Source organism: Streptomyces recifensis (assembly GCF_002154615.1).
Classification (GTDB): domain Bacteria; phylum Actinomycetota; class Actinomycetes; order Streptomycetales; family Streptomycetaceae; genus Streptomyces; species Streptomyces griseoluteus.
This window is the reverse complement of record NZ_MUNH01000695.1, coordinates 1-10,037: the sequence shown is the minus strand read 5'-3', so window position 1 is coordinate 10,037 and position 10,037 is coordinate 1. Positions and strand designations below refer to the sequence as shown.

8 protein-coding genes are annotated in these 10,037 nt (G+C 73.6%); 4 read left to right on the top strand and 4 right to left on the bottom strand.

All coding sequences use genetic code 11. The features are described from left to right. From CCN33_RS28530 to CCN33_RS28520, 3 genes are all read right to left on the bottom strand, one after another. The coding region (locus CCN33_RS28530; protein ID WP_086696295.1) for an arabinofuranosidase catalytic domain-containing protein at positions 1 to 1,442 on the bottom strand (1,442 nt) is incomplete at its 3' end. 165 nt (positions 1,443 to 1,607) lie between these two features. After that, entirely contained in the window at positions 1,608 to 2,213 is a 606-nt protein-coding gene (locus CCN33_RS28525) for a CE1759 family FMN reductase (protein WP_086696293.1), read from the bottom strand. After that, positions 2,210 to 3,316: a CE1758 family FMN-dependent luciferase-like monooxygenase gene (locus CCN33_RS28520; RefSeq protein WP_086696294.1), complete on the bottom strand. Its 1,107-nt coding sequence runs from the start codon at positions 3,314 to 3,316 to the stop codon at positions 2,210 to 2,212. Before CCN33_RS28520 ends, CCN33_RS28525 begins: the two co-directional genes overlap by 4 nt. Before the next feature lie 277 nt (positions 3,317 to 3,593). Here CCN33_RS28520 and CCN33_RS28515 point away from each other — a divergent pair, with 277 nt between their 5' ends. Next, complete coding sequence (locus CCN33_RS28515; protein ID WP_086696292.1) at positions 3,594 to 4,571, top strand: DUF5996 family protein; 978 nt, start codon at positions 3,594 to 3,596, stop codon at positions 4,569 to 4,571. Between the two features lie 21 nt (positions 4,572 to 4,592). Here CCN33_RS28515 and CCN33_RS28510 read toward each other — a convergent pair whose 3' ends face one another. Next, positions 4,593 to 4,781, bottom strand: a complete 189-nt coding sequence (locus CCN33_RS28510; protein ID WP_086696291.1) for a hypothetical protein — start codon at positions 4,779 to 4,781, stop codon at positions 4,593 to 4,595. Positions 4,782 to 5,050: 269 nt separating this feature from the next. Here CCN33_RS28510 and CCN33_RS28505 point away from each other — a divergent pair, with 269 nt between their 5' ends. From CCN33_RS28505 to CCN33_RS28495, 3 genes are all read left to right on the top strand, one after another. After that, a complete protein-coding gene (locus CCN33_RS28505; protein WP_086696290.1) occupies positions 5,051 to 6,139 on the top strand; it encodes an AfsR/SARP family transcriptional regulator in 1,089 nt (362 codons plus the stop codon). A 32-nt stretch (positions 6,140 to 6,171) separates the two neighbouring features. Beyond that, positions 6,172 to 8,403: a TOMM precursor leader peptide-binding protein gene (locus tag CCN33_RS28500; protein ID WP_086696289.1), complete on the top strand. Its 2,232-nt coding sequence runs from the start codon at positions 6,172 to 6,174 to the stop codon at positions 8,401 to 8,403. After that, on the top strand, positions 8,393 to 10,037 hold a 1,645-nt coding region (locus CCN33_RS28495), incomplete at its 3' end, for a TOMM precursor leader peptide-binding protein (protein ID WP_107484013.1). The genes CCN33_RS28500 and CCN33_RS28495, both read left to right, overlap by 11 nt.

Below are 10,037 nucleotides of genomic sequence, written 5' to 3'. Positions count from 1 at the left end.
TTGCAGTCCCAGATCCGCAGTCGGGTGCCGTTGGCCGAGGTGCCGTTGGGGGCGTCGAGGCAGCGGCCGGACTGGGGGTTGCGCAGGGAGCCGTCGGCCTGCTGCTCCCACTTCTGGCCCCCGGCTCCGTTGCAGTCCCACAGCTCGACCTGGGTGCCGTTGGCCGTGCCGTTGCCGTTGATGTCCAGGCAGCGGGAGACGGTGCCGAGGGAGGTGTCCGGGTTGTGGGTCCAGTGCTGGTCCTCGGCGTAGCTCTGGCAGTCCCAGAGCTGGACGGCGGCGCCGTTGACCCCGGTGTCGTCGGCGGCGACGTCCACGCATTTGCCGCCGGGGCCGGTGACGGTGCCCTGGGGGCCGTTCGGCACGTTGGTCTGGCCGGAGTAGCCGGCCGCGACGACGTTGGCCTGCACCGCGTTCTCGGCGGCGTCGGAGGGATAGCCGGAGACCATGGCGCCCTCGAAGAAGGTGCCCATGTTCCAGTTGCTGTTGTCCCCGCCGGTGCCGAGGATGATGCCGCCCTCCTGCTGCATGGGCCGGTAGCCGCCGCGCGAGGGCAGCGCGCCGTCCCACCAGGTGCTCAGGGAGCCGGTCTGGGAGTTGCCGCCCTTGAGGGCGTACCGGGTCTGGCCGTCGTTCTTCAGCACGGCGGTGACATAGGTGCTGCTGTTGCCCCGGTTGGCGAGATTGGAGCCGTTGTCGCCCTGGAACATGCCGTTCTCCAGGTCGGCCTCGACCCAGGGGCCGTTGCCGGTGCAGGGGGCGAAGTAGCAGGTGGTGGCGATGGAGACGGCGTCCATGTGGCCGTTGCCGGTGTCGGCGGGGGTGCGCTCGGCGTTGCCGTAGTCGAAGCAGCAGGCGGAGCCGACGTGGGTGCCGCTGGCCACCATGTAGACGCCCTCGGGCTGTCCGTTGACCGCGACGCCGGAGGCGGCGCCGTTGGAGCGGTAGCCGACGCCGGGCGAGATCCAGATGCCGTAGACCTTGTGGCCGCCCGCGGTGACGGCGAGTTCGCTCGCGTCGGCGGCGCGGTCGGCGCCCATTCCGGCGGTGCCGGCCGGGCCGGGGTCGAGGTCGTTGTGGCGGCTGGTCTGGTCGTAGATCTTCGTCATACGACAGGTGGTGCCGCCGCAGAAGGTGTCCTGGCGGCCCGCGTCCGCGTACCCGCCGGTCGCCAGGAGGCCGATGTCGGTGGCGGCGCCGTCCGAGGCGCGGGTGACCCGGTACAGCGGGCCGTTGTAACCGGCGAACAGCGCCCGGACGGTGCTGTGCGCGGCGACGCAGGGGGTGCCGGCGGCGGCGTAGATGTCACAGGGCGCCGAACCGGCGGCCTGGGCGGGCGCGCCCAGCCCGGCGACGGCACCGAGCAGCAGGGCGAGCACGGACAGGACGGCCCCGAGGCGCCCGCGGAGACCTGGTAAGACGGCGGATCTGAATGCGCGCATCGTCTGCTCCTTCGGCCGGCCGCGTGGTGGGGAGGCGGAGTCGGTGACTCCTCACGGCCGCTCGGGAACGTACGAAGCACGGTCGAACACGTCAAGATTTGTTGCTTCAGACTTGCCCAGGCTTTTGCCTGTGTGGTGATTTGTTGCTTTGGCCGGGACCGGAGGTCAGTTTCCTCCCAGGAGCCCTCGCATCGTCGCCAGATCCGCGTCCTCCTGGGTTTCGCGGGCACGGGGGCCGCAGGCGCGCAGGAGGCGGCTGAAGTCGGCGGCGGCGGCGTTGATGCGGGCGCCGAGGCCCGCTCCGTCCTGGGTGCCGAAGTCGCTGGTGGCGGCGTAGACGGGGCGCGGGGAGACGATCGCGTGGAGGTAGGAGAACATCGGGCGCAGCGCGTGTTCGAGAACGAGGGAGTGCCGCTCGGTGCCGCCGCTGGCCGCGATGAGGACGGGCATGTCGGAGAGGGTCTCCTCGGGGAGCACGTCGAAGAACGACTTGAACAAACCGCTGAAGGACGCGTTGAAGGCGGGGGTCACCGCGATGACTCCGTCGGCCCCGGCGACGGCCTCGAAGGCCGCGTCCAGTGCCTCGCCGGTGAAGCCGGTGAGCATCGCGTCCATGATGGGGTGCGCCAGCGGGCGCAGTTCGACGAAGGACAGCTCCACCGGCTCGCCCTGTGCCTCGAGCTCACGGGTGACGGCCGCCGCCAGCCGGTCCGCGAGCAGCCGGGTCGAGGAGGGCTCGCGCAGTCCGCCCGTGATGATCGTGATCTTCATCGCGCCTCCGCCTCGCCTTCGTCGGTCGCGTCCTCGCGTGCGCGCAGCAGCGAGGCGTGGGTGGGGCCGGCCGGGGTGCCGGCGGGCCGGTCCTTGACGAACTCCCGGCGCAGCACGGGGACGACCTCCTCACCGAGCAGGTCGAGCTGTTCGAGGACGGTCTTCACCGGGAGCCCGGCGTGGTCGATGAGGAAGAGCTGCCGCTGGTAGTCCCCCACGTACTCGCGGAAGCCCAGCGTCTTCTCGATCACCTCGGCCGGTGAGCCGACGGTGAGCGGGGTCTGCCGGGTGAACTCCTCCAGCGAGGGCCCGTGTCCGTACACCGGGGCGTTGTCGAAGTAGGGACGGAACTCGTTGACCGCGTCCTGGCTGTCGGGCCGCATGAACACCTGTCCGCCGAGCCCCACGACGGCCTGCTCCGGGGTGCCGTGGCCGTAGTGCGCGAACCGGCGCCGGTAGAGGCCGACGAGCTCTCGGGTGTGGGAGGCCGGCCAGAAGATGTGGTTGGCGAAGAAGCCGTCCCCGAAGTAGGCGGCGAGTTCGGGGATCTCGGGGGTGCGGATGGAGGCGTGCCAGACGAAGGGCGGCACGTCGTCCAGGGGGCGCGGCGCGAGGGTGAAGCCTTGGAGCGCGCTGCGGAACCTGCCCTCCCAGTCGACGGTCTCCTCGCGCCACAGGCGGCGCAGCAGGCCGTAGTTCTCGACCGTGAGCGGGATGGCCTGGCGGATGTCCTGGCCGAACCAGGGATACACCGGGCCGGTGTTGCCCCGGCCCAGCATGACGTCGGTGCGGCCGCCGGACAGGTGCTGCAGGACACTGAAGTCCTCGGCGATCTTCACCGGGTCGCTGGTGGTGATCAGCGTGGTGGAGGTGGAGAGGATGATCCGCTCGGTCTGCGCGGCGATGTAGGCGAGCAGGGTGGTCGGCGAGGACGGCACGAAGGGCGGGTTGTGGTGCTCGCCGGTGGCGAAGACGTCGAGCCCGACCTCCTCCGCCTTGCGCGCGATCGCGACGGTCGCCCGGATGCGCTCGGCCTCGGTGGGGGTGCGGCCGGTGGTGGGGTCGGGGGTGACGTCCCCGACGGTGAAGATGCCGAACTGCATCCCGGCCGCGCCGGTCGCTTCCGTCGACGCCATGCTGGGCTCCTTCAGACGCTTTCGCGGAACTGGCGTGCTGAGGCGGGGTGTCCCGTCACCCTGTCCCGTCATCGTGTCACGGCGGGTGCGATCCGGCACGGGCGGGAAGCAGGCGAGGCTCCGGGGCCCGTGGGAGAATTGGGGATTACGCGGCCGTACGCCTGGCATGCCGGAAATCAGGCGGTTCGAAGCCGGCGTCGTACGGCCGTCGAGAACACGTGGATCGATCCGCCGGGAGGCCCCCGTGAGCGCACGTCTTGAGGCGTGGCCGGTACTGGACCACGCGGAGCTGGGCCCCATGCTCGAGTACGTGAACCGGGTGGTTCAGGTCGCGGGCAAGTACTCGCTGGACGACCCCTTCGAGGTCGGCTGGGGCAACATCGTGCTGGAGGTGTCTCCGCGCGGGCTGCGCACACCGACCTTCCGGCGGGACGGGGCGACCTTCACGGTGCACTACCGGCTGCTCGACGGTGACGTGGTGATCGAGACCGACGGCGCCGCGCGGACGCTGTCGCTGGGGCGGACGTCGGTCGCCGACTTCTACGCCTCGTTCTGCGAGGCCGCGTCCCAGCTGGGCATTCCCCATCCGGGCAGCGCGCAGATCTGCGAGATCCCCGCCGCCCCGCCGAACTTCCAGGACGACCGGGTGGAACGGGTGTGGGACGCGCGCTCGGCGCGGCTGATCTGGGAGGCGTTCGACCTCGCCGCGGGCGGCCTGGAGGCGTGGCAGGCCCCGTTCCTCGGACACCGGCCGCGCGTCGGCGTGATGTGGGGCGGGTTCGACCTGTCGGCGACCCGCTGGCGCCCGAAGCGGACGGACCCCGGCCCCGAGGGCCCGCCGTTCATGCGCAACGCCCAGTTGCACGAGTACGTGTCGGTGGGGTTCTCCTTCGACAACACCCACGGCGACGGCAGCAGCCCGCTGGACATCGGGATGTACGCCTACATCTGGCCGCAGCCGGACGGTCTCACCGGCCGGTCCTGGGGTGTCGAGGGCGCCGACTGGCATCCGGACCTCGGACTCGCGCTGCTGCCGTGGCAGAACCTGCGCCGGCTACCGGATCCGCACGGGGCCGTCGTCAGGTTCGGCGACGCCGTGTACGAGGCGGCCGTGCAGACCGCGGGCTGGCCGGGTGACCTGGTCGGGCCGCGGGTCGACGGCTGGTACATGAGCGAGCACCAGCCCTCGGAGCACCTCGAGCACGTGGGGCATCGGGGCTGAGCGGACCGGGCCCGCCGAGGATCAGCGCCCCTGGTCCCCGGCGGCCGGTGGTTCGAGCCGCCGGTTCTCCGCCAGCAGTTCGTCGTACCTCTGGGAGAGCTCCTCGTACCGCTCGTCGGCGTCGGAGTCGCGCTTGCGGCGGCCCAGGATGTACAGCACGGCCGGTCCGGTAATCATCGAGACGACCGGGATCAGCGCCCACCACGGCATGGTTGTTCCTCCCCCGCGCGGCGGTCACGGGAGCGCGCCGCGCCACTTCACCGGGAGGGTATGCCCTGGCAGGGCGCCCGCCAACACCGCTCGGCGCAAAAGCCTTCCTGTCCCCCGCTCGTCATCAGGTGTTTCGCGCCGACCACTGGACGGACCGACCGGTTCGCTTCTAAGTTCCCGTCTCAGCAGGTCACTTGTTCACGTCCTACACCCCTGGTGTGAACAAGTGCCCTGCTGTGCCAGGCAGTTGCTGCATCACTCACCGTGCGATGCGAAAGGCTGTGGTGAAGACCGGACTTCCCGCGCCCCTCGGCGCCCTTCCTGATCAGCAGGCCACCGCGGCGCATCCGGGCCGCCCCCGCTTCCAGGTCCTGGGCCTGCTGGCCATCACCGACGGTCACGAGACCGTCGTCCTCCAGCCCTCCAAACCGACCTCACTGCTGGCCGCCCTGCTGCTGCACCCCGGTGCCGTGGTCTCGGGCGAGCTGCTCCAGCGCGTGGTGTGGGGCGACCGTCCGCCGTCCGGCGGGAGATCGGCGCTGCACACCTGCGTTCTCCGACTGCGCCGTCTGTTTTCCAAGTACGGGGTCGCCGACCACGCCATCGAGGCGGTCCCCGGCGGCTACCGGCTCCAGGCGGACGCCGAGACCCTGGACCTGCTCCACTTCCGCGACCTGCTCGGCCGGGCCTCGGCCGGCGACGACCCGGAGTCCGCGCTGCGGCTGGCGCGGGCGGCACTGGGACTGTGGAAGGGGCCGCTGCTCGGCAACGTCCACTCCGACGAGCTGCACCGCGACCACGTGCCGCGCCTGGCCGAGGAGCGGCTGCTCGCCGTGGAGCGGGTCTTCGACGGTGAACTCCGCCTGGGCAGACACCGGGAGATGATCGCCGAGGCCCGCGAGGCGGTACGCGGCCAGCCCGGCCACGAGGGGCTGTCGGCGCTGCTCATCGAGGCGCTGTACCGCTCGGGCCGCCGGGCCGAGGCGCTCGCGGAGTACCGCCGTATCCACGCCCATCTCACCTCCGAACTGGGGGTGGAGCCGGGGGCGGCGCTGCGCGGTCTCCAGCTCGCGGTGCTGCGCGGCGAGCCGTACGGCGGGCGCCCGGCGCTGCCCGCGGCCGGTGTGCCGCCCTCGCGGGCGGCGGGGGCGTCGTCCGCGCTGGAGCGGGCCTCTCCCCCGGCGCCGGGCGCGCTGGTGCTGCGCGCACTGGTCGACGCCGGGCTGCTGGAGGAGGACCCGTCGGGCCGCTACCGGGTCCACGACCTGCTGCGGCTCTTCGTCCAGGCGGCCGGCACCAGCCTCCCGGCCACCGCACCGCACGACCCGGCGGCCAAGCCCCCACCCCCCGCCGACTGACCGCTCCCCGCTCTTCACGGAGGTTGTCCAGCATGGCGCCTGCTCCCTCGTCCCACGAGGAGATCGCCCGTTCGCGGCCCCGCATCCGCCGCGACGTCCTGTTCACCCGCACGCCGGACGGCGTGCTGTTCCACAACGCGCACGGCGGCTTCAACGTCGTCACCCAGTCCGCGTACCGCTTCGCCGCGCTGATCGTGCCCCATCTCGACGGGGAGCGCCGGGTCGAGGAACTCTGCGCCGGCCTGGGGGACAAGCAGCGCGACATGGTGGTCCAGCTCGTGCGGGCACTCTACGCGCGTGGTTTCGCCCGGGACGCCGGGACAAGACCCACCGGCAGCACTTTGTCACCGCAGGTGACGGCACGTTTCGCCCAGCAGCTCGACTATCTGGATCACTACGCCGACGACGCCCACGGCAGGTTCGCCCGCTACCGGGACACCCGTGTGGCGGTGCTCGGGGACGACGAGATGGCGAGATGGGCCGCGCTGGGTCTGCTGCGCAACGGCTGTGCCACGGTGGGCTTCACGGTCGAGGACGCGGCGGAGGGCGCCCTCGACCACGAGCCCCGCGGCACGGCCGACCTGGACGCGGAGGTCGCGGGACTCACCGCGGCGGGCTGCGCGCCCACTCTGACCCGGCTGGCCGGGGGCACGCTGGGCTGGGCCGACCTGGACGGCTGGGACACCGTGCTGGTGACCGGGGCGAGCGCGCCCGCCCAACTGCTGCGGCTGCTCACCGAGGGCGTGCCCGACGGGCGGCGGCTGCTCGGGGCGTGGACGTTCGGGGAACGGGCGGTGGTCGGGCCGGTGATGACGGCCGGGACGCCGGGCTGCTGGTCCTGCGCGGCTCTTCGGCTGGGCGCCGGCTCGGACGCGGCCGACAGCGCCGACCTGTGGTCCGGCCTCGGTCCGGCCGCGCCGCTGGGGACGCCCGCCCGGGTGCCCGCCGGGCCGCTCGCGGGGATGCTCGGCAACCTGCTGTCGTTCGAGGTGTTCCGGCTGGTGACGGAGGCGCTGCCCGCCGAGACCCGTAACCAGGTCATCGTGCAGGATCTGAACTCCCTGGACGTGCTGGCCGAACCGCTGCTGCCGCACCCCCGCTGCCGGTTCTGCGCCGCCGGGGAGTCCAAGGCTCCGGACGGGGCCGCGCTGCGGGTGCCGCACGCGGACGACGAGCCGGTGGCACTGCCCGCCGACGGCCCGGCGGACGAGGCGGCTGCCCAGGGGGCGCTGGCCGCGCTGGAGCTGCGGGACGTGCTGGTCCGCGAGGCGGCCGGGGTGTTCGGCGGTTATGCCGACGACGACTGGGAGCAGACCCCGCTCAAGGTGAGCACCGTACGCCTGGGCGTCTCCCCCGGCCGTGTGCGCGAGGTCTCCGCGATCGACGTGCACCATGTGGCCGGGGCCCGGCTCGCCGCGCTGTTCCGGGGCGCGGAGGTGTACGCCGAGCATGTGGTGCCGCCCCGGGCGGGCGGCACGGGAGACAGGGTCGCGCCGACCGGACTCACCGTGTCCAGTGGGCTGGAGGCCCCCGTGGGCCGGATCGCCGCGTGGTCGGAGGCGACCTCGCTGCTGGACGGGCGGACCGTGCTGGTGCCCATGGGCGCGGTGCGCACCCTGGGCGGCTGGAACGACCAGGGCCTGTTCGAGCGCACCTCGGCCGGTACGGGCGCGGCGGGCACCCCCCGCGCGGCCCTCGCCCGCGCCCTGCGCTCCGCCCTCGCCCACGACGCCCTGCGCGGGGCGATCCGCAGGACGGCGCCGGTACGGCCGGTGGACCTGAACTCCCTGAGCGGTGACGCGGAGTTGCTGTTCCTGCTGCGCTCGGCGGAGAACCTGGGCGTCACGGTGGAGGTGCTGGACCTGACCGGGGCGGGGGCCACCGCGCTGCCCGTGGCCCTGGCCCGCTGCACCGACCCGGAGAGCGGGGCGGTGCGCTGGGCGCCGGGCAGCGGTCTGCGTCCGCGCGAGGCGGTGCTGGAGGCGCTGCGCGATCTGCTCGGCGCGGAGCAGATGCGGCGGGCCGGCGCCGAGCCGGATCTCGGCGACCCGCTGTGGGCCGACCTGGAGGCGGCGGCGCTGGTCCCCGAGGGCGAGCCGGTACCCCTGCGCGCCGAGGGGACCGGCTGGGCCGGGGTGCTGGACGCGCTGGCCGCCGCCGGGCGGGACGCGTTCGCGGTGCCGGTGGCCGCGCCGGACCTGGCGGCGGGCGAGGTCCACGCCGTGCGCGTGCTGCTCACCCGTGGCGGGCCCGGTGCCCACTGAGGCGGAGGCGGCGCCGGTCGCCGTCGATGCGCCCTGGGACCAGGTGTGCGAGCGGCTGACCACCGCGCTCGCCTTCCGTGTACCCGGCCGGGGCACCGTGGTGACGGCGCTGGGCGTCCGCGACGAACTCGGCGACGCCCTGGCGGAGTTCGCCCCTGACGTGATCCCCGTGGGGCTCTACGGGCATCACGCCGTGGTCGGCCCGGTGGCTCCCGTCGGCGGGCATGGGTGTCCGCGCTGTCTGGCCCGGCGCTGGCAGGCGGTGCGCGCCGGGTTCCTGCGGGACGCCCTGGAGCGGGGCGGGCCCACCCGCGGCACCGGGACCCCGCCGTGGGGGACCGACTTCGTGGTGGACGCGCTGGCCGCGCTCGTCTCCGCGGCCGACGCGCACCCGCCTGCCGTGCGGCATCCGTGGGTGTGGCTGCTGGACCTGGAGACGTTGCGGGTCGCCCGGTTCCCGCTGGTGCCGGACGGGGAGTGCCCGGCCTGCGCGGACCGGCCGGACGACACGGCCGAGGGCGCCCGCATCGCCCTGGGGCCCGCCCCGGAGCACGCGCCGGGCAGCTTCCGTACCCGACCGCTGTCCGCGTACGACCTCCCGCTGGAGGCGTTCGCCAACCCGGTGACCGGGATGCTCGGGCCCTCCGTGGCGCCCGATCTGACGTCGGCCTCCACCTCGTCGGCGGTCGGCGCCTTCACCACCCGCTCCGGCGCCTATCTGCGCGAGTGCTACTGGGGCGGGCACACCGGGGCGTACGGCACGAGCGTGCGGGTCGGGCTGCTGGAGGGGCTGGAGCGGTACGCCGGGATGCGGGCGCGCGCCCGGCGCCCGGTCGTCACGGCCACGCTGGAGGAGCTGGGCGACACGGCGGTCGACCCCCGGATCACCGGGCTGTACCCCGACACCTTCGACGCGGAGGCGGCCGGCGCGCCCCGGTTCGCCCCGGACCGGCCTGTTCAGTGGGTGTGGGGCTGGTCGCTGCGGGACGACCGGCCGGTCCTCGTCCCCGAGGTGGTCGCGTACTACCACGCGCCGGGCGGCATCCGGCGCCGGTTCGTGCAGGAGAGCTCCAACGGCTGTGCCTCGGGCGGAAGTCCGGCCGAGGCCGTGCATCACGGGCTGATGGAGACCATCGAGCGCGACGCCTTCCTGCTGGCCTGGTTCGGCCGGGTCAGGCTGCCCGAGATCGACCCGGCGAGCAGTACCAGGCCCGCGACCCGGGCGATGGTGGACCGGCTGGCGATGTACGGGTACCGGGCGCGGTTCTTCGACACCCGGATCAGCTTCCCGGTGCCGGTGGTGACCGCGGTGGCCGAGCGGGTGGACGGCGGGCCGGGGCTGCTGTGCTTCGGCGCGGGCGCCTCGCTCGACCCGGAGGACGCGCTCGCGGGCGGGCTGTGCGAGATCGCCACCGACTCGGTCAACCTGCGCCGCCGTACCGCCCGTGAGGAGCGGCGGCTGCGCCGGATGGCGGCCGACTTCGACGAGGTGCGGGTGCTGCACGACCATCCGCTGCTGTACGGGCTGCCCGAGATGGGCCGGTACACCGACTTCCTGCTGCGCGGCCGGGACGACGGTGACCGTGTCCCGCTCGCCTCGCTCGCCCCGGACCGCCCCCGGCCCCGCCCGGCGG

Coding starts and splice junctions, on each gene's coding strand:
- CCN33_RS28525 (WP_086696293.1), bottom strand. CDS start 2,213: ATGAAGATCACGATCATCACGGGCGGACTGCGCGAGCCCTCCTCGACC.
- CCN33_RS28520 (WP_086696294.1), bottom strand. CDS start 3,316: ATGCAGTTCGGCATCTTCACCGTCGGGGACGTCACCCCCGACCCCACC.
- CCN33_RS28510 (WP_086696291.1), bottom strand. CDS start 4,781: ATGCCGTGGTGGGCGCTGATCCCGGTCGTCTCGATGATTACCGGACCG.
- CCN33_RS28505 (WP_086696290.1), top strand. CDS start 5,051: ATGCGAAAGGCTGTGGTGAAGACCGGACTTCCCGCGCCCCTCGGCGCC.
- CCN33_RS28500 (WP_086696289.1), top strand. CDS start 6,172: ATGGCGCCTGCTCCCTCGTCCCACGAGGAGATCGCCCGTTCGCGGCCC.